The organism is Rhizobium sp. C104, assembly GCF_022354505.1.
In the GTDB taxonomy this organism is placed as follows: Bacteria; Pseudomonadota; Alphaproteobacteria; order Rhizobiales; family Rhizobiaceae; genus Rhizobium; species Rhizobium redzepovicii.
The window spans coordinates 494,647-513,837 of sequence record NZ_CP092352.1 but is presented as its reverse complement, the minus strand read 5'-3'; the positions used below and the strand labels follow the sequence as shown (position 1 = coordinate 513,837).

At 60.5% G+C, this 19,191-nt stretch carries 16 protein-coding genes and 1 pseudogene; 14 read left to right on the top strand and 3 right to left on the bottom strand.

The genetic code is table 11. The features are described from left to right. Positions 1-49: 49 nt before the first annotated feature. From MF410_RS30510 to MF410_RS30500, 3 genes are all read left to right on the top strand, one after another. Positions 50-1,048 (top strand): ATP-binding protein, encoded by a 999-nt coding sequence (locus MF410_RS30510; RefSeq protein WP_130696074.1) that lies wholly within the window; start codon positions 50-52, stop codon positions 1,046-1,048. Continuing rightward, positions 1,045-2,844 carry a TniQ family protein gene (locus MF410_RS30505; protein WP_130696075.1) on the top strand — a complete coding sequence of 600 codons (1,800 nt, stop codon included), beginning with the start codon at positions 1,045-1,047 and terminating at the stop codon, positions 2,842-2,844. Before MF410_RS30510 ends, MF410_RS30505 begins: the two co-directional genes overlap by 4 nt. A gap of 346 nt (positions 2,845-3,190) precedes the next feature. Then, entirely contained in the window at positions 3,191-3,376 is a 186-nt protein-coding gene (locus MF410_RS30500) for a hypothetical protein (protein ID WP_097624274.1), read from the top strand. 80 nt (positions 3,377-3,456) lie between these two features. Here MF410_RS30500 and MF410_RS30495 read toward each other — a convergent pair whose 3' ends face one another. Next, on the bottom strand, positions 3,457-3,996 hold the full coding sequence (locus MF410_RS30495; protein ID WP_097624273.1) for an AAA family ATPase: 540 nt from the start codon (positions 3,994-3,996) through the stop codon (positions 3,457-3,459). 240 nt (positions 3,997-4,236) lie between these two features. Between MF410_RS30495 and MF410_RS30490 the strand changes: the two genes are divergently transcribed. After that, positions 4,237-5,376 (top strand): ROK family transcriptional regulator, encoded by a 1,140-nt coding sequence (locus tag MF410_RS30490; RefSeq protein WP_097624272.1) that lies wholly within the window; start codon positions 4,237-4,239, stop codon positions 5,374-5,376. 3 nt (positions 5,377-5,379) lie between these two features. On the opposite strand, the gene MF410_RS30485 is transcribed toward MF410_RS30490, so the two are convergent. Further along, on the bottom strand, positions 5,380-6,426 hold the full coding sequence (locus MF410_RS30485) for a Gfo/Idh/MocA family oxidoreductase (protein ID WP_239620776.1): 1,047 nt from the start codon (positions 6,424-6,426) through the stop codon (positions 5,380-5,382). Between MF410_RS30485 and MF410_RS30480 the strand changes: the two genes are divergently transcribed. The 10 genes and pseudogenes from MF410_RS30480 to repC all read left to right on the top strand — a co-directional run bounded on the left by MF410_RS30480 (position 6,413) and on the right by repC (position 17,397). Further along, positions 6,413-6,688: a hypothetical protein gene (locus MF410_RS30480; RefSeq protein ID WP_239620775.1), complete on the top strand. Its 276-nt coding sequence runs from the start codon at positions 6,413-6,415 to the stop codon at positions 6,686-6,688. The two genes, MF410_RS30485 and MF410_RS30480, sit on opposite strands and share 14 nt — an antisense overlap. Positions 6,689-6,790: 102 nt before the next feature. Beyond that, entirely contained in the window at positions 6,791-8,089 is a 1,299-nt protein-coding gene (locus tag MF410_RS30475; RefSeq protein ID WP_097624271.1) for an ABC transporter substrate-binding protein, read from the top strand. Between the two features lie 243 nt (positions 8,090-8,332). Beyond that, positions 8,333-9,262, top strand: a complete 930-nt coding sequence (locus MF410_RS30470) for a sugar ABC transporter permease (protein WP_239620773.1) — start codon at positions 8,333-8,335, stop codon at positions 9,260-9,262. After that, complete coding sequence (locus MF410_RS30465; RefSeq protein WP_239620772.1) at positions 9,259-10,101, top strand: carbohydrate ABC transporter permease; 843 nt, start codon at positions 9,259-9,261, stop codon at positions 10,099-10,101. The genes MF410_RS30470 and MF410_RS30465 overlap by 4 nt, the downstream gene beginning before the upstream one ends. Positions 10,102-10,142: 41 nt before the next feature. Beyond that, a pseudogene (locus MF410_RS30460) lies at positions 10,143-11,381 on the top strand (ROK family transcriptional regulator). Positions 11,382-11,428: 47 nt separating this feature from the next. Beyond that, the gene (locus tag MF410_RS30455) at positions 11,429-12,283 is read left to right on the top strand and encodes a sugar phosphate isomerase/epimerase (RefSeq protein WP_097624269.1); all 855 of its coding nucleotides are present in this window, start codon (positions 11,429-11,431) and stop codon (positions 12,281-12,283) included. Positions 12,284-12,305: 22 nt separating this feature from the next. Continuing rightward, positions 12,306-13,367 (top strand): sn-glycerol-3-phosphate ABC transporter ATP-binding protein UgpC, encoded by a 1,062-nt coding sequence (gene ugpC / locus MF410_RS30450; RefSeq protein ID WP_097624268.1) that lies wholly within the window; start codon positions 12,306-12,308, stop codon positions 13,365-13,367. Between the two features lie 241 nt (positions 13,368-13,608). Continuing rightward, a complete protein-coding gene (repA, locus tag MF410_RS30445; protein WP_097624267.1) occupies positions 13,609-14,817 on the top strand; it encodes a plasmid partitioning protein RepA in 1,209 nt (402 codons plus the stop codon). A 69-nt stretch (positions 14,818-14,886) separates the two neighbouring features. Then, on the top strand, positions 14,887-15,861 hold the full coding sequence (gene repB, locus MF410_RS30440) for a plasmid partitioning protein RepB (protein ID WP_097624266.1): 975 nt from the start codon (positions 14,887-14,889) through the stop codon (positions 15,859-15,861). Positions 15,862-16,074: 213 nt separating this feature from the next. Beyond that, the gene (gene repC, locus MF410_RS30435; RefSeq protein ID WP_097624265.1) at positions 16,075-17,397 is read left to right on the top strand and encodes a plasmid replication protein RepC; all 1,323 of its coding nucleotides are present in this window, start codon (positions 16,075-16,077) and stop codon (positions 17,395-17,397) included. Here repC and MF410_RS30430 read toward each other — a convergent pair. Further along, a complete protein-coding gene (locus tag MF410_RS30430; RefSeq protein ID WP_097624264.1) occupies positions 17,379-19,184 on the bottom strand; it encodes a methyl-accepting chemotaxis protein in 1,806 nt (601 codons plus the stop codon). The genes repC and MF410_RS30430 overlap by 19 nt on opposite strands. Between the last annotated feature and the right edge of the window lie 7 nt (positions 19,185-19,191).

The window sequence follows — 19,191 nt, the reverse complement described above, 5'->3', positions numbered from 1 at the left end:
TGCACAGTGAGCCAACCGGCGTTGTTTTGCCAGCTACAAGGAGATTCCCATGGCTAACGTACTTGCTGAACTCGATTCCCAGACTGCCTTCGACCGCGTCCTTGCGGAACAGATCCGCATGCGTCAGCACTATGTCAAAACGAAAGTCAATCCGGTCCTTCGCGATCGCTTGAACCAGCTGGTGCGCAACGCTCGTGCCTGCTTGAATGGCGGCGGCATGAAACAGCGTGCCCTCGTTATCATCGGTGAATCGGGCTCGGGTAAGACCACTTCGGTCAATCACCATATCGCCCAGATTCCGGAGATGCAGCCCTATGTCAATGAGGAGGGCCGCTTGATCGATCCGGTGCTGCGCATGGACACGCCTGGTACCAACACAACCAAGTCCTTCGCTATTGCGATGCTTGCAGGGATTGGCATCCCCGCTAGCCAGCGTGCGTCCGAATTCGAACTGTACGCCGTCCTGAAACATCAACTTAAGGAGCAAGGCAAGCTCTTCGTGCTTGCAGACGAGTCTCAACACCTGGTTCGCGCCGCGCAGATCAAGACCGTGGAGAAAGTTCAGGATGTTCTGAAAAATCTCATGCAGATCGAAGGATGGCCGCTCCACATGATTTTCATTGGCACCCCCGCCCTCGCAAAATTCCTTCAAGGCGACAAGCAGCTCGCGAACCGCTGCCGTGTACTTATGCTTCCTCAGCTCGACCCGGCAAAGGACAGCGACTTCCTGGAACGTACCCTTAAAGAGATCGTCGTGGATGTTGGTGGGCTCAACATGGGCTGGAAAGAAAGCGAGGAACTCCCCCAGCGCCTCATCCGCGCCTCTTTCAGCTGCACCGGAACCGCTATCCAGTACATCCAGGAAGCGTGTTTCCGCGCAATGGATGAAGGCAAGACAGTGGTCAAAATCAAGCACTTCGCCAAGGTGTACGAGGCGAACACCGGGTGCAACAAGCAAGACAACCTATTTAGCGTCGTCGCCTGGGAGAAGATCAAACCCGAAAATGCTCTCCAGGAGTTCATGAAAACCGTGGAGGAAAGCGAATGACTTTTCCGATTTGCCTTCCCGTACCTGTGACCCCGCAGCGCGACGTGAACCCCTTGGGGTTCACGCAGCAGCTCGCGATCGCTAACGGGTTTCGCGATATCACCCACTTTGCTCGGATCACGGGCATTCGGCCAACCTTGCTTCTCGCCGGTGACCGCGAGGAGATCGAGTTGCTCGCCAACTGGTGCGGAAAGGATTTGACGCCTCTCTTACGCTATATCGTTCCAACGGGATCGAAGCGCGTGCAGCTGGGCGAGGCGATGGTGACGCGTTCCTATACACAATCCAAGACCACTCGCTTGTGCGCCCATTGCTTGGCGGACGATCTGGCCCAACCTTCCGCAAAACCTCATGATGCCTATGTGCGGGGTTCTTGGTCCTGGCGGCAGATCTTCGCCTGCCCCGTTCATGGTGTTCCTTTTATCGAAGGGCCGCGCATCGAAGAACTTGGAGATTTGTCGCAATGGGCGGCATCGGTGCCCGTGGAATCATTGCCGGATCCGTCCGACAGCTACTTTCACCAGCGTGTACTAGGTGGCGCCAATATTCCATTTCTCGATGCAGTCGATGCCGACGTCGCGACGGAGCTTTGCTCGATCCTTGGTCACCTCGCCAACACCGCGAACGCGCAGCGGATGTTGGAGCGGATCCCCGACGGCTTCGAAAACGCTACCTGCCGCCGGAAAGGCTTCGAGATCGCCAAACTCGGGCAGCAGGCCGTGCTCGATCTCCTTCAGGATCTTCCCGCAGCTACCGACCGCCGTATCAGCGTTCAAAAGGCGCTGTATACGCCGATCATTCGTTGGCTCGACTGGAATATCAACCATCCCAACTACGGTGCAGTCATCGACTTCTTTCAGAACTTCGGCGAGCAAAACCTCCCAATGGCGCCGGGCGAACGGTTCATTCGGGTCGTCAACGAGCGCATCGTTCATTCGATCAAAAGCGCGGCCGCTGAATACGATATTTCCGAGGCTCGCATCGAACGGGTCGTTCGCGAAAATAACGGGTACATTCGTGGCGCAAAGAACTTCAATCGCGCCGCAATGCACGACTGCATCGTCCGTGAGCAGGAAATGGTGACGACCTCGGAAGCGGCCAAGATGCTTGGGTGCACCGCCATCGGTATCGACGATCTACTGAAGGCAGGCTTGCTCGGCTATTCGCCAAATGATGGGCTCGGAGATCGGATCTTTCGGTTTGTCGCCAAGACCGAGATCGAAGAATTCCTGCAAAACCTCACGGAGAGCGTTGAAGAGGTCGACGAGATCGACAGCACCCAGATGCGACCGATCGCGGCCTCAAATTACAAGATCACCAAAGCTGTCCCTCACGTTCTCGGGCGGACGATTAAAGCTGCTGTTTTGTGCGGACATCCGGTCAGGCTTGATACAATTCAGCTGAGTATCGAGGATATGATCAGGGAGAAACGGGCGGAACCGAAGAAACCCGCGAGACGCGCGAAATACGAGGATACCCTTTCCGTCGGCGAAATCCGCGTTCAGTTGGACGTGACCGGCTCCACGGTTGAGGAACTCTTCCGAGTAGGCTTGTTGGTGGGCATGCCACGCCGCGAGAAGGCAAAGAACCACGCGCGTCGAGCTTCGAAGACTGAGATCGAAGCATTCAATAATACCTATATCTCAGCAGAGGAAGTGGCACCAAGCCTTGGCACGGTGACTACTAAGCTGGTCAAGAAGCTTGATCGGTTGGGTATCGACCCGGTCCTTCGCGGCGTCAAGCATGTGGCGAAAATCTATCGCCGGGAGGACTTGGTGAAGCATGCGTTGATCTGAAACTAGCGATCATTCTAAAAAATAGGCCCGACTATGTCGGGCTTTTTTTTATGCTTGGATTACAGACGGGTTAACAATGGAACGCTCTTAAGGGAACAAATGGAAAGTGGTTTTGGTCATTGCTTAGTGAGCCCCCTACAGCACAGGGGATTCCGGCGGGTCGATGGAAGAATGTTAGGGGCATCGACAGAACCCGCTATTTCAGCATCCGACCGGCCGCAAGACGTCCAAGGAATAACGCAATCTTGATCGGCGGCAGCAGTTTACCGAACACGGTATCGACCTATCTGACTGCCAATCACATCAAAAATGCTGGCTCCACAGGCCAGCGATGGGAGGTTGGGGGATGCTCCAAATTCGCAAATTGCTGGCTGCAATGGCAGCCGTCGCCGCGGTTGCCGTGTCGTCGTCCTGCACGACGAGTTCGACCGACTCGGTGCAAACCGGCTCGGTTGGATATAGTAGCGTCGACTACGGACTGAGACCCGCCTGCCGCGACGGCTTCGGCAACGATCGCCCTTGCAGCTATTAGGTTCAACGACGGCTCGAGGGCCAATGCTCTTCCGCTTGGAATCGCCTTGGCACATTGTCGTGCTTCCGGGTTGAAGTTGCCTAGCGGCGGATAGGCAAATCCCAAACGCGGTAGAGTTCGTTGAGCGCATCCCCCGTGCGGCATTCTATGGTTGGCAAGCCGGAATCCAGAAGCGCTTTCGCATATTTGACGTCGCTATGTCGCGTCTTCAGCAGAATCCAGCGAACCATCTCCCATTTGATGCTGTCTCTTGTGCCTTCGAGATGTCCGGCACGATCGGAACGGTTGATCAGCGTGCGCTTGAGATAACGGGCAAACCGCAGCCAATGATTTGAGGTGATCAGAATAGCGCCTGTCGCACGTTTCAAACGCTGCGGCATCAGCCGCGAGTAATTACCTTCCATAATCCACCGCTCTTCAAGAATTGCCGCGTCGTGAAGTTTGGCAAATTCTGCTTCCGGGCGAGTCTGCCAATCGGTATTGGGCAAATGATGCAGTTGGTCGAGATGCACGCTTTGGAAACCGAGCTTGTTCGAAAGGGCGACCGCCAAGGTTGACTTGCCCGTATTAGAAGGGCCAAGGACGACGATGCGTTCGCCAAGGGCGTGCAAAGGCAGCATGGGACACCGGTCGGAAATTTTGAGGTAGCTTCCACTGGCTGCAGTCAGTGTGACTGTCAACACACAATGAGCAGGCCTGCCTAATGCATGTCGCCCGGCAGCGCGCCCTAGACACCGCCGCCCGTCACCGACCCAATCCCCTGAAGCGACGGAATTAGTTGGTGACCCGGCTGTTGGAAAACCGTTACGAACCGCAGCAGGCGTGATACACACCGAGATGTTGCTCTAGGAAAGGCGGTCATGCGGTATCTTCGGTCAGGGCCGCGTCGGCTTCACACCCAGGAGATGGGCGTTCCGCGCGCCAAAGCGGTGGGTTTGAGGTCGGGCGAAATCGCCGACCGGAATATTCGCGTCATCCTGGAAGCGATCCGCCGGCATGGGCCGCTGACGCGCACCGAGCTTGGCCGACATAGCGGGCTGACCGGCCCCGGCATTACCAATATTCTGCGGCGGCTGGCGGAAGAAAAACTGGTCACATCAAACCGCCGCAACGGGCTTGGCGGCGGCGCAACTGCAACGGAATTCGCGTTGCGGCCGGAGGGCGCCTTCTCGGTCGGGGTCAAGCTTCGCCAGACGCGCGGCGAAATCGTCCTCATCGATCTCAGCGGCCAGGTGCACGACCGGGTCTATTTCGACGTGGATCCTGCGCACAGGGTCGGCGCGGTGCATGCCGTCGCCAGGGATATGGTCGATCGCCACGCGGCCTTGCCGGTCATCGGCCTCGGCATCGCCGCCAAAGACTGGACGGAGGAGGAAAGCGACGCGATCGCCGCGATGTCGACGGTCGCGAGGCCCTATGTCGAGAACGAATGCACGGCAAGCCTGCTTGCCGAGCGCACCATCGGCAGCGCCATGCCGGAGGGCTGTCTGGCGATGATCATCATCGACGACGACGTGCAGGCCGGTTTTCTCGTTCGCGGCGTTCCCTATTCCGGCGTGCATGGCCGGGCGGGCAGCATCGGCGAAATGCTGACCGGGCCAGACAATGTCCAGCTCAACACCGTCGTCGGGTTCCATTCCCTGCGCTCACGCATCGGCGACGAGGACTTCGCCCGCCTGCTCAAGGGCGAGGAATTCTCCTGCCCCTTGCTGTCACAATGGATACGCGAAGCCGCCGGCCACCTGCTCGATCCGATCATCGCCATGGCCGGCTTTCTTGCCCCGAGCGTCGTCATGATCGGCGGCGATCTGCCGCAAGGCATGATCGAAGCACTGATCCATCAGCTTTCCATCGAGCGACGCGACACCTCGACGAGACCGCTGCTGACGCCCTGGATTTCGCCGATGAAACCGGCGAGCTTCAGCGGCGGCGGCGTGGCACTCGGTGCCGCCCTCTTGCCCTTCCTCAACACGTTGCTGCTGCCGCCGGCTTCGGCCTGATGCTCAGGTCAGCGCTTCATCGGCATGGCTGAGATCGGAAGCCAGCGCCTTGTCCAGGACCTTTTGGATATTGGCGGCGCGGCGGAAGGACGGTTCCTGCGTCTTGCCGGCCCTTACGGCCTGGACGAAACGCTGGTAGTTGGTTTCGACGGGATCGAAAGACACGTCACGCCAGGTCGCGGTGTGCACGTCTTCGTCAAGACAGGCGCGCAGTGTCGATTGTCCAGTGTTGTAGATCATCTCGATCGAGCCGGTTTCGCCATAAACCCTGAGGCGCAGCTGATCCATCTGGCCAGCGGCCGTGCGCGTCGCCTGGATGGTGCCAATCGCGCCATTGGTGAAATCGACGTTCATCGTGAAGCTGTCATTGGCATCGAGGTCATATTCGCCAATCTTATGATCAGGTGCCTTGTCGAAGGTCTTCAGCCGCGCAAAGACATGGGCGACGTCGAGCCCGGAACCATAGGAGGCGAAATCGACAATGTGGATGCCGATGTCGCCGAGCGCGCCGTTCGATCCATGTTTTTTGCTCAGCCGCCACAGCCATTTGCTTTCGCTCTTCCAGTCGCCCCAGTGGCGGCCGACCAGCCAGCTCTGCAGGTGCGACGCCTCGACATGGCGCACCGCGCCAATTTCACCGGCGAGCACCATCTGCCGGCCTTTCTGCAGGGCGGGCGAATTGCGATAGGTGAAATTGACCATGCCGACCTTGCCCGAGCGTTCGATCGCCTCGGTCATCTCCATCGCCTTGACCGCATCGGTGGCGAGCGGCTTTTCACAGAAGACGTGTTTGCCGGCAGCGATCGCCTGAAGCGTCGTCGGGTGGTGGATGCTGTCGGGCGTGACATTGGCAACCGCGTCGAATTCGCCCCAGGCAAGGGCCTCTTCCAGCGAGGTGAAATGGTTGGCGATGCCATGTTCGCTGCAGAAGGCGGCAAGCCTTTCCGGAACGACATCGACGCCGCCCACGACGCTGACGCCTTCGATCGCCTTGAATCTCGCTGCATGCTGGTTGGCCATGCCGCCGGTGCCGAGAATGAGTAAACGCATCTTGTCCTCCATGAGTTCGCTCCCGGCTACCGCGCAGCCGGGCAAAACCGCACTTGCCATCGCGGCCGTCCGCGATCGCCTCATGCTTCTTCAGGAAAATTGCGGTGGCTGCGCCACGCGTCCGAAAGGGCGCTCCGTCACGGCGATGGCGCAGATCCTTTTCGAAAAATCGATCTCGATTTTCCGGAATTCTGCGCTAGCTGCTGTTGATTGTCGCCAGCATCTCAACCTCCCGGCTCTGGCCTCTCAAGCTGTGGCTTGACATCAAATCAAAGTAACTTAATCTAATTAATGCAGCACGGAAATGAGGAGAGGTCAACTGACCGCCAGGCTGTATTCGTTCAAAATGGGGAGGAGACCCATCATGAAGAGCGCCACCGTCAGCGCATTTGCGCTGAGCACAATATTATTTTCAGCATCCGTTTCATTTGCCCAGGAACTTGCAACCAAGGACCGGATCGGCCTTGCCGATGCGCCAAAATCCCTCGTCGTCCGCCTGACCAACGACAGCCCGAACAATTCCGATCCCGCCATCGCCGAAGGCTATCAGAAGCTCTTCGTCGACTTCATCAAGAAGCATCCCGATTGGAAACTGCAGATGCAGTTCATGTCCTCAGACATCGGCACCGAACAGGCCAAGATGCTGGAGCAGGCCAAGGCCGGCAATGCGCCCGATTGCGCCGCCGTCGACTCCTTCGTCCTCTCGCAGTTCATGGTCAATCATGTGCTGGCTGACTTCACGCCTTACTTTTCGAAGGAAGAAGTGGACGACCTCTTCCCCTTCATCCGCAGCGGCATCACCGACAAAGACCAGACGGTGCGGGCATGGTGGTGGGATACGGATTTGCGCGTGCTCTATCGCAACAAATCGATCGTCGCCGAGGCGCCTGCGACCTGGGACGATCTGAAGACAGCCGCCCTCGCCTCCACCAAGGAGGGTATGGAAGGTGTCCTGTTCAACGGCGGGCGCTGGGAAGGCACGACCTTCGACTGGCTGGCGAACTATTGGGCGCTCGGCGGCAAGCTCGTCGACGATACCGGCAAGCCGGTCTTCGGCGAAGGCGAGAACAAGGAGAAATTCCTGAAGGCGCTGAACTATTTCAAGGATCTCGTCGATTCCGGCGCGGCCCCCAAGCGCGTCAGCACGATCGCCAACTACGACGACATGAATGCTGCTGCGGCGGCGGCGACCACAGCCCTCTTCATCGGCGGCAATTGGCAATATGCCCAGCTGAAGTCCACGCTCGACGAAGCCGAGTTCAAAAACTGGACCTTCTCGCCGATCCCCGGCCCGACGGCCGATCAGCGCTCGACAGGCACCGGCGGCTGGACGATCGCCTCGTTCAGCAAGGACAAGGACAAGGTCGAGATGTGCGCCAACCTCGCACGCGAGGTCTATATGGGGCCGGCAAACGCACTGCAGCAGCAGCTGCCGACCCGCAAATCGCTGTTCGACAAGTATGAAGTCTTCTCGACCGAAGCCAACAAGACCTTCGCCAAGGCTCTGGTCGACGGACAGGCGCGCCCCGGCGTGCCGATCTATCCGGAAATATCAAACCAGATCCAGATCATGATGGGTGACGTGCTCTCGGGCACCAAAAAGCCGGAGGAAGCCCTGGATGCCGCATTCAGCGCGGCGATGGAGGCCTACAAGCGGCTGTGATGCGGTGGCGTCCGTGGCCAGCCCCTCATCCGGCTGCCGCCACCTTCTCCCCGTTGTGATGGGGATAAGGGGACAAGCCGCAACCTCTCCGTCCCTCACAAGCGCCTCGTCCGGCGCGTCCCCTCTCCCCGCAAGCGGGGAGAGGGTTAGGGTGAGGGGCAGCAGCACTCTCCAACGCTTCAGACAACGACGGCGCCTGTCCGCAGGCACCGTCGACATTGCCAAACCCGGACAGGGAAGCCAATGAGCCCTATTGCCATCGAGGTCGACAGCCCGCCTCAAAGCAGAACGTTCATGCGCCGTTTCGCCGGGGCGCCCCTGCCCTGGATCATGCCGGTGATCGTCGTCATCGGCATATTCTACCTCTACCCCGTCATCGACGTTTTCCGGCTTTCCTTCACCAATGCGACGCTGATCGGCGACACTCAGGACTACACGCTGGGCTCGATCGTCAATGCGCTGAGTTCGCCGCAGCTGCCCGACATTTTATGGGCGACGCTGATCTTCGTCGGCGGCAGTGTCGTCGGCCAGCAGATCCTCGGCCTTGCGGTCGCCGTCACCGTCATCCGCGGCGAAAAGCGCGGCCTGTTCGGCACCACCATCCTCAGAACGACGGCGCTCATCGCCTGGGTCGTGCCGGGCATTGCCGGCGGCATCATCTGGCAGATGCTATTTTCCGAAGCGCCTTACGGCGCGCTGAACAGCATTCTGAGATTGATGCATATGCCAACCGTCGCCTGGCTTTCCGATCCCGCCATGGCGCCCTGGTCGACGCTGATTTCCAACATCTGGCGCGGCACGGCCTTTTCGATGGTGGTGATGTATGCGGCGCTGAAGGCGATCGATCCCTCGCTCTATGAAGCCGCCGAAGTCGATGGCGCAACGGCCTCGCAGCAGTTCTTCTTCGTCACCCTGCCGCAGCTGCGCGCCGCCATCCTCGTCAACATGATCCTGATCACCATCCAGACGGTGAATACCTTCGACGCGATCATCACATTGACGGGCGGCGGCCCTGGCCGCGCGACCGAAGTGATCTCGCTCTACGTCTTCAACATCGTTTTCAGAAACTACGATCTCTCCGGCGGCAGCGTGCTCTCCGTGCTCATGCTGATCATCAGCCTCGGCCTTGCCTTCGTCTATGCCTCGTTCCTGCCGAAGGAGGAAGAGCAATGAGCGGGCGGACGGGAACGCGGCTCGGCGATGCCTTGAGCTATCTCTTCATGCTGGTGATGTTCGTCTTCTTCGCCGGCCCCCTCACCTATCTCCTGTCGATGGCGATGCGTGACAAGCGCGAGATCTATCGCGGCGCGGCGCGCTATATTCCTCAGAACCCAACCATCGACAATTTCATCACCGTGCTGAACAACAGCTATTTTCCAATCTATCTCTGGAACGGCCTCAAGCTTGCGGCCTTGAGCGGGATCGGCGTGCTGATCGTGGCGCTGCCCGCCGCTTACGCCTTTTCCCGCTTTCAGTTCCGCGGCAAGGGCCTGTCGATGATGGGACTGCTGCTCTTCCAGATGATCTCGCCGCTTGTCATCATGGTGCCGCTCTACCGCTACATGAACCGGCTCGGCATGCTGGACACCCATTTTGCCGTCGTCATGGTCTATATCGCGCTCGGCGTTCCGCTGGCGACCTGGCTGTTGAAGAGCACGGTCGACGGCATTCCGCGCAGCCTCGACGAAGCCGCCATGATCGACGGCTGCAACCGGTTTTCGGTGTTCTGGCGCATCATCCTGCCCTTGTCGGCGCCGGGTATCGCCTCGGTCTTCATCATCACGGTAATTGCCGGCTGGTCGCAATTCCTGGTGCCTTTCCTGCTGCTCACCAAAAATGACCTGATGCCGATCGGCGTCGGAATCTTTAACTTCCGCGGCATGCAGACCAACTCGTCCATCCAGCTGCTTGCCGCCGCCTGCCTGATCTCGGTCGTTCCGGCGATCGTGGCCTTCCTGTCGCTCCAGAGGCTGATCCTCGGCGCGATGACCAGCGGCGCGGTGAAGGGATGAGCATCGGTTCAGTCTCGATGATTGATGAAGGATTCGACTCTATGAACCAGACACTCGGCGCCAGGCCGTCCCCGATCTGACCGGCGCCAATGTCGAGGATGCCGGTGAGCACAACAGGGCGGTCGTCCTGCGCTGCATTCACCGCCAGGCGCCGATTTCACGCGCCGAAATCGCGAGGCGCACCGGGTTCACCAAACCGGCGATCGCCCGCATCGTCGACCGGCTGTTGGACGAGGGTCTGATCATGGAAGCCCGCCGCCGGCATGGGCTGCGGGGTCAGCCGGCGATCGAACTCGAGATCAATCCGGATGCCTGTTTTGCGATCGGCATCAACATCGACCGCGACCATCTGACGATCCTGGCGGTCGATGCCGTCGGCAATGTCCGCGCCCGCGTGCATCATGAGAAGCGTTTCATCCTGCCGGCGGAATTCCTGCAGCTGACATCAGATGCGATTTCGCATTTCCAACGCAGCCGGCTGATCGACGATGCGCGGCTCGCCGGCATCGGCCTGGCGATGCCGGATTGGCTCGGGGAGATTTCGCTGCTCGGTAAGCCCGAGGCCTATCAGGAGTGGACGGCGTTCGATGTGCGTGCAGCACTCGAAAATCTGACGCAGCATCCTGTCTTCATCGAAAACGAAGCCAATGCCGCAGCCCTTGCCGAGTCTCGATTACGGCCTCGGCGCCGAGAGCAGCAGCTTCTTCTACATCGCCATCAATGCCTGCCCGGGCGGCGGCCTCGTGCTCGACGGCAACGGTCACCGCGGCGCCATGGGCCTCAGCGGCGAAATCGGCTGGCTTCCCATTGCCGACGGCCGGGACGAGAAAGCCCACAAGGTCCAGCTTCTCGGCGAAATATTCTCGCTGTTTTCACTTTATGATTTTCTTGCCCGCCACGACGTCGAGGTGAGTGTTCCGCACGATCTGCTGACGCTCGATGCGCATGGCAGGCGCCTGGTTTCGCAGTGGCTGAAGGAAATGAGCGCGCATCTGGCCGTCGCGGTCAAGCATATCGGCTTGATCGTCGATCCCGACGCCGTCCTCGTCGGCGGCCGGCTGCCGATCCGCATCGTCGACGAGTTGCTGCGCTATGTGCACGAACATCTCGACGCCGAGGACACGAGCCTGCCCTCGCTCCATCGCGCCTCGCTCGGCGAGGATGCCTCCGCAATGGGGGCGGCAGCCATGCCGATGGCGGCGGCCCTGATGCTCGCATCGGCGGATGTCGCTCAACGCGCGCGTTCGCCGCTGAAAAACATGGATCGCCTGAACAGTTGAAACGGCCGGCAAGGCGCCGGGAATTTGATGAAGATGGGAGGATTTTGATGAAGATCGGCTTTTACACTTCGACATTCAATGATCGCCCGCTTGAAGAAGTGTTGGATTTCGCCGCATCGGCGGGGTTCGACGCGATCGAAATCGATGTCGGCGGCCATATCAAAACGCCGGATCGGGTGGAGGCAGCCGTCACGCTTGCCCGCAGCCGCAATCTCTTCGTCTCTTCGATCACCTATTTCGGCAATCAGCTCGATGCCGACCGCGAAAAACGCCGGGAGCTTCGGGCAAGGACCGCCGATTTTGCCGAGGCGATCGGCGATGCCGGCGTCCCGATCTTCGTGATCTTCCCCGGCCGCGACGACAGCGCCAGCGAGGAGGCCAATTATGACGACTTCGCCGATTTCGCAAACGAGTTGATCGGAAAGACGCAGTCCTCCGGCCTCACCTTCGCGATCGAGAATTGGCCGGGACCGAAGGACCATTTCATCGGTACAACGCCGAGAGGATGGCAGGAGCTTTTCCGCAGGATCGAAGATCGCCGCTTCGGCCTGGAATTCGATCCCTCACACCTCATCCGCATCGGCGTCGATCCCTATCAGGCGATGGAGGCGGTGAAAGACCGCATCGCCATCCTGCACGCCAAGGATACGGCGATCGATCATGAGGTGCTGCAAGCTGTCGGCTATCACGGCAAGGGCTGGTGGCAATACAAGCTGCCGGGTCAAGGCCTTCTCGACTGGCCGCGTTTCCTCAGCCAGACGCGCGGGCATGGCTTTGACGGCACGCTGTCGATCGAGCACGAGGACGCCGCCTATGGCTGGCCCGGCAAGGATCTTGCTGCGCGCAAGGAGGGCGAGCGTCTCGGCCTCACTTATCTCAAAACGGTCCTGAGCGGACTTTGACGGCGAATTCGGGAGGACTGTCATGGCCCATGTTTCGGTCAACAATGCACGCAAGGATTACGGCGCGTTCAAAGCCATCAAAGGCGTATCGGTCGACATCGGCGACGGCGAGTTCGTCGTTCTGGTCGGCCCATCCGGCTGCGGAAAATCCACCCTTTTGCGGATGATTGCCGGCCTCGAAGGCATCACCTCGGGCAAGATCCAGATCGGCAAGCATATCGTCAACGAGCTTGCGCCCAAGGATCGCGACATCGCCATGGTGTTCCAGAACTACGCGCTCTATCCGCATATGACGGTCGCCAAGAATATGGGCTTTTCCCTGCGGCTGAAACGCATGCCGAGGACGGAGATCGACCAGCGGGTCGGTAATGCCGCCAAGATCCTCGGCCTCGAAAATCTTCTCGAAAGATATCCAAAGCAATTGTCCGGCGGCCAGAGGCAGCGCGTCGCCATGGGCCGGGCGATCGTGCGCGACCCGGCGGTCTTCCTGTTCGACGAGCCGCTGTCGAACCTCGACGCCAAACTTCGGGTGCAGATGCGCTCGGAGATCAAGGAACTGCATCAGCGGCTGCAGACGACCACCATCTACGTCACCCACGACCAGATCGAAGCCATGACCATGGCCGACAAGATCGTCGTCATGAAGGACGGGCTGATCGAGCAGTCGGGCTCGCCGCTGGAACTCTACGATCGGCCGAACAATCTTTTCGTCGCCGGTTTCATCGGCTCGCCGGCGATGAATTTCATCCAGGGCAGCATGGGAGAAGGCGGCTTCAAAACCGCCGACGGCCTGCTGCTGCCGAGCGAGCGCCGCCCGAGCGATGCCGTGACCTATGGCATCCGGCCCGAGCATATCAGGCTCGACCCCGACGGCATCGAGGTAACGACTGTCGTGGTGGAGCCGACGGGTTCGGAAACGCTTGTTATCGTTCGGTTGGGCACACAGACGCTCACCTGCGTCTTTCGGGAACGGATCAGGGCCGCCCCCGGCGACGTGCTGAGGATCGCGCCCATCCACGATACCGTCCACCTGTTCGGGGCGGACGAACAGCGGATCACCTCTGGTGAAACCCCGCTGAACTGAGCCGGCCGATTGCCCCCTCCCCTTCGGCCGGGCGGCGGCCGGGAGCGCGTTTTCCGCGCCCCGGCCGTGAAATTTCTTCCTGCTCCGACATCCGAGCAGCATCCGCCAAGTGCTTGAACCACCGCTGAAAAGGTTAATATGCGTTAACCTTAAAATTCTTGGCCGGCATCGGAGAATCGCGGATAATAACGGTTAGAAGGGCCTTTGATCCCGAAAATCGTTATCCGAAAGATTGCTGCCGATGAACGCTAATTTGACCGCCTTGAACAAGGCGCCGTTGCATTTCGAGGATCAGATCCTCGAACAGGGCGACGTGATTTCAAAGAAGCTGCATCTGCTCAGTGTGCAGCGCTTTCCGCCGAATGCGAAGAAGACGCTGCGCAACTTCTCCCTGGCGGAGGTCGCCAATTATGTCGGTGCCTCGCAAAGCACGCTGAAGAAGCTGCATCTCGAAGGCAAAGGGCCCTGCCCGCAGACCTCGCCTTCCGGTCGGCGCTCGTATAGCGCCGAGCAGATGCTTGACCTGAGGCGCTATCTCGATGCCCACGGCCGGTCCGAGAGCCGCATGTATGTCCCCCAGCGCCGCGGCCACGAGAAGCTGCAGGTCATCGCGGTCGTCAATTTCAAGGGCGGCTCGGGCAAGACGACGACGGCGGCCCATCTTGCCCAGCATCTGGCGCTGACCGGCCACCGCGTGCTTGCCGTCGATCTCGATCCGCAGGCATCGCTGTCCTCGCTGCACGGTTTCCAGCCGGAGTTCGACCAGGCCTCGTCCCTTTATGAAGCGATCCGCTACGACGGCGAGAAGAAGCCGCTCTCTGACATCATCCATAAGACGAACTTTCCCGGCCTCGATATCGTGCCGGCCAATCTCGACCTGCAGGAATACGAATACGACACGCCGCTGGCGATGGCCGATAAGTCGAGCAATGACGGCAAGACCTTCTTCACCCGCATTTCGCGGGCGCTCGCCGAGGTCGATGACCGCTATGATGTCGTCGTTATCGATTGCCCGCCGCAGCTCGGCTACCTCACGCTGACGGCGCTTACGGCGGCGACCAGCGTTTTGATCACCATCCATCCGCAGATGCTCGACGTCATGTCGATGGGCCAGTTCCTGCTGATGCTCGGCGGCATCCTGAAGCCGATCCGAGCGGCCGGAGCCGAAGTGAACCTCTCCTGGTACCGCTATCTCATCACCCGCTACGAGCCGACCGATGTGCCGCAGGCACAGATGGTCGGCTTCATGTCGACGATGTTCCACGAATTCATGCTGAAGCAGCAAATGGTCAAGTCGACGGCGATCTCGGATGCCGGGATTACCAAGCAGACGCTGTATGAGGTCGAACGGTCGTCGATGAACCGGGGAACCTACGACCGGGCGCTGGAGGCGATGGATGCCGTCAACGTCGAGATCGCTGAGCTTATTCATCGGGCATGGGGGCGGTGAATTTGTCGGCTGACAAATTCACGGTTTCCTTGAACCGAATCAATTGATTGACCGCAATCGGAGGACGTGATGGCACGAAAGAATCTGCTGGAGGGGCTGGCCGACATGCCTGACGAGAATGCAGGCGCGCCGAACTATCCGATGCGCGGGGCGGGCCGGTCGCTCGTCCGCTCGCTGGACGAACTCGCCAAGCAGGCGGAAAAATTCCTGGAGGGCGAGGCGGTCGTCGATCTCGACCCCGATGTCGTCGAGGTCTCCTTCGTCAAGGATCGCCTGTCCGAGGATGACGAGGAATTCCGCGCGCTGGTCGAAGCGATCCGTGCGCGCGGGCAGGACACGCCCATTCTGGTGCGCCCCCACGCCAAGATCGACGGACACTATCAAGTGGTCTTCGGCCACCGGCGGCTGCGAGCCGCCCGCGAGCTCGGCCGTAATGTCAGGGCCGTTGTCAAAGCGATCGACGACCGCACCCATGTCATCGCCCAGGGGCAGGAGAATTCGGCCCGCGCCGATCTTACCTTCATCGAACGGGCGCTCTTCGCCGGGCGGCTGGAAGAACTGGGATACGACAGGGAGGTCATTTCGACAGCCCTTGCCGCCAATGCGGCGTCGATCTCGAAAATGATATCGGTGATGGATCGCATCTCGCCGGAGGTCGTCCAGGCGATCGGCCCCGCACCCGGCATCGGCCGCGAACGCTGGGTGGAGTTGTCGCTGCTCGCCGGCAAATCGGCCAATGCAGCAAGCGTCGCCCAGGTCCTGCAGGACGACAGCTTTCATCAGTTGCCTTCCGATAAACGTTTCGAAACGCTCTATGCGGCGCTCAACAAAAGCGCGCGACCGGTGAAGAAGACGGCAGCGGCAAGGAAGGTGAAATGGCAGCCGCGAGACAAGGCAGTCCAGGCGGAAATGAAGAATGACGGCAAGGCGTTCTCGCTCTCGATGAAAGCGAGGAATGCCGGCCGCTTCGGGGAATTTCTCTCCAGCAGGCTGGATGCGCTCTATGAGCAATTCCTCGCCGAGGAGAGCAAACAAGGAGACTAAACCGCAAAAGAAAAAGGCCCCCAAACGACCTGAGTCGTGGAAGCCCTTCTCCTATCCTTAAGCAAGACAGAGAATCGCATTTTCACGAATCCCAGTCAAGAAGTCCTGCAGCGCTGCGCGTGTCTTTTCAGACGCGTAAAAGACGCTCCAGCGCTCTTATCCTCGCATCGTTTCGGTGAGCGGATTTCTTTTGCCTGATGAGAGGTGAAGGAAATGGAGAGTGAATCTGTAACGACGCCCTTCGGGCGGCGGCCGATGTCGCTTGCCATGCTGCTGAAACAGCGGCGCGGCGAAGCGATCGCGGCCGGGACGACGCGCAACAAATGGAAACTGTTCCGATCTGTCTGCGAAGCCCGGGCAGGGCTCGACGTAACCGACCGGGCGCTGACAGTGCTCGATGCGCTGCTGAGTTTTTATCCGCAGGACGAACTCTCCAGCGAAGGCGGGCTCGTGGTCTTTCCCTCGAACATGCAGCTTTCGCTGAGAGCACGCGGCATGGCCGCCGCCACGTTGCGCCGGCACCTCGCCGTGCTTGTCGAGGCCGGCCTCATCTCCCGCAAAGACAGCCCGAACGGCAAGCGCTATATCAGGCGCAACAGGGAAGGCGGCATCGGCGAGGCCTACGGCTTCAGCCTGGCGCCGCTCCTTGCCCGCGCCGCCGAGATCGAAACGATCGCCGCACGCATTGCCGCCGACCGGCAGATGCTGCGGAGGATGAAGGAGCGGCTGACCATCTGCCGTCGCGACATCGCCAAGCTCATTTCCGCGGCCATTGAGGAAGCGGTTCCCGGCGACTGGGAGCGCATCGCTTCGACGTTCCAGGCGCTGTTGCAGCGCATTCCGAGAGCGGCAAAGCTCGAATACCTCGGGCCAATCCTCGATGAGCTTGAGACGATCCGCCTAGGCATCATCAACACATTGGAATTGCAAGGTAAAATTCAGATAGCGAGCACCAATGAATCCCAGATTGAGCACCACATACAGAATTCGAATCCCGAATCCCCATCTGAATCTGAACCGCGCTTGGAAACCGGGCAGAACCGGCGTTGCGAACCGAGGCCAGGGCTGGAAAGGCGCGAACCGGGAATGGCCGGCGAGGATGGGGAGGGATGGCGGGCCATTGTCCGGACGCATGCCGGGAAATTGAAATCCTTCCCGCTTGGCATGGTTCTCCAGGCCTGCCCTGATATCATCGACTACGGGCCGGGCGGCACGATCGCCAGCTGGCGGGATCTGATGATGGCGGCGGCCGTCGTGCGCTCGATGCTGGGCGTCAGCCCTTCGGCCTATGAGGAAGCAGCCTCGGTGATGGGGCCGGAGAGCGTCGCCACCGTCATGGCCTGCATTCTGCAGAGGGGAGGGCACATCAACTCCGCCGGCGGCTACCTCAGGGATCTCGCCCAGCGCGCCGAACGGAGCGAGTTCACGCTCGGCCCGATGCTGATGGCGCTGTTGCGGGCAAAGGAGCGGTTTTCAGACGGGCCGTCGCATGGGCCAGAGATAGGAACAGATCTCGTTCAGGCAGCGTCGCGATAGGGTCGTGCGCCGGGCTCGGTCCCGCCCAGTTCGAACTGGGTGACCAGTTCGCGCAGGCGCTCCGCCTCGCCAGCGAGCGTGACGCTGGCGGCGGTGGTTTCCTCCACCATCGCGGCGTTCTGCTGGGTCACCTGGTCGAGTTGGTGCATGGCGGAATTGACTTCCGACAGGCTGGTGGCCTGTTCGCGCGCCGAGCCCGCCAGCGCTTCCATGCGCTGGTTGATATCGACGATAAAGCGGCCGATGTCGCCAAGTGCTGCGCCGGTCTGGTTGACCAGCTCGACGCCGCCGGCGACCTTGGCGGATGCCCGACCGATCAGTTCCTTGATCTCCTTGGCGGCTTGGGCCGAACGCTGTGCCAATTCGCGCACCTCCTGGGCGACGACGGCAAAACCCTTGCCGGCCTCGCCGGCGCGGGCAGCCTCGACGCCGGCATTGAGCGCCAGCAGGTTGGTCTGGAAGGCGATCTGGTCGATGACGGCGATGATATTGTTGATCTGCCTGGACGATTCCTCGATCTGGCCCATGGCATCCACCGTCTGGGCCACCACTTTGCCCGATGCGAGGGCGCTGCGATTGGCGTCTTCGGCGACCCCTCGGGCCTCTTTGGCAATCTCGAAGGCTTCGGTGACCTTGGCTGTGACGGCGTTCAGCGCCGCAGCGGTCTGTTCCAGCGTCGCCGCCTGCCGTTCGGTGCGGCCGGAGAGTTCGTTGGAGCCGTTGCTGATCTCGCGGGTGCCGGAATTGATGATCGACACACTTTCGGAGACGGAGAGCAGCGTCCCGCCGAGCTGCTCGACGGAAGCGTTAAAATCATGTCTCAACGGTTCGAATTCCGGCGCGAACCGCTCCGAAAGCTTGAAGGCGAGATCGCCCGCCGCGAGCCGCTTCAGCCCGGCTGCCAGCCCCGATGTGGCGACCGTCAGCCGCTCGGCCGCGCTCCGTTCGGCCTGCTCCTGGTCGACCAGCCGGTTTGCTTCAGCCAGTCGCCGGTTCTCCTCGGCCTCGCTTTCGAGCCGGGTGCGGGCGATGGCGTTCTGACGGAAGACTTCCACCGACCCGGCCATCAGGCCGATCTCGTCGCGGCGCCCGGCATAGGGGATTGCCTTGTCGGTTTCGCCACTCGCGAGCGCCTGCATGGAGTGGGTAATGCGCTGGATCGGGCGCGACACATGCCGGGCGATCGCGATCAGAATGCCGAGGCCGATAATGGCGGCGAGGCCTGCCAATGCCAGTTCGATTTCGATTTTCGTCTCGAGCGCGCTGCCCGCTTCGGCGACACTCTCGGTGGCGATCTTGTCGACGATGGCGTTGACGGCGGCAATGCCGGTCAGGATCGCCTGCTGCGAGCGCGCCAGCTTTTCGGTGGTCGGCACTTCATCCGCCGGCTGCAGGCCGAGGCTGACCTTGACGTCTTTTTCCCAGACATCATGCGCCTGGCGCAGCGAGCGCTCGGCCTCGGTCAAGGACGCTGCAAGATCGATACCGCCGAGCTCGTCGAGCGATAGCGTCAGCGCGCCGTTGCTTTCGTCGAATTCCGTCTTGACCTCGGCCGCCGAGACGAAATTGGTCATCGACAGCACCCGGTCGACGACCGATGTCGCTTGCCTGAACTGCTGTTCGATATGGGCGGAGGCCAGCTTGGCGTTCACCGCCTCCTCCACCACCGCGGCGACCCGGGTCTGGCCGGTGACCGATTGGTAGCCGATCAGGAATGCGCTGCCGAAGCCGACGACGATCGTTGCCACCATGGGCACGAGGATCTGCATGCGTATGGAGAGTTTCATTGCCTGC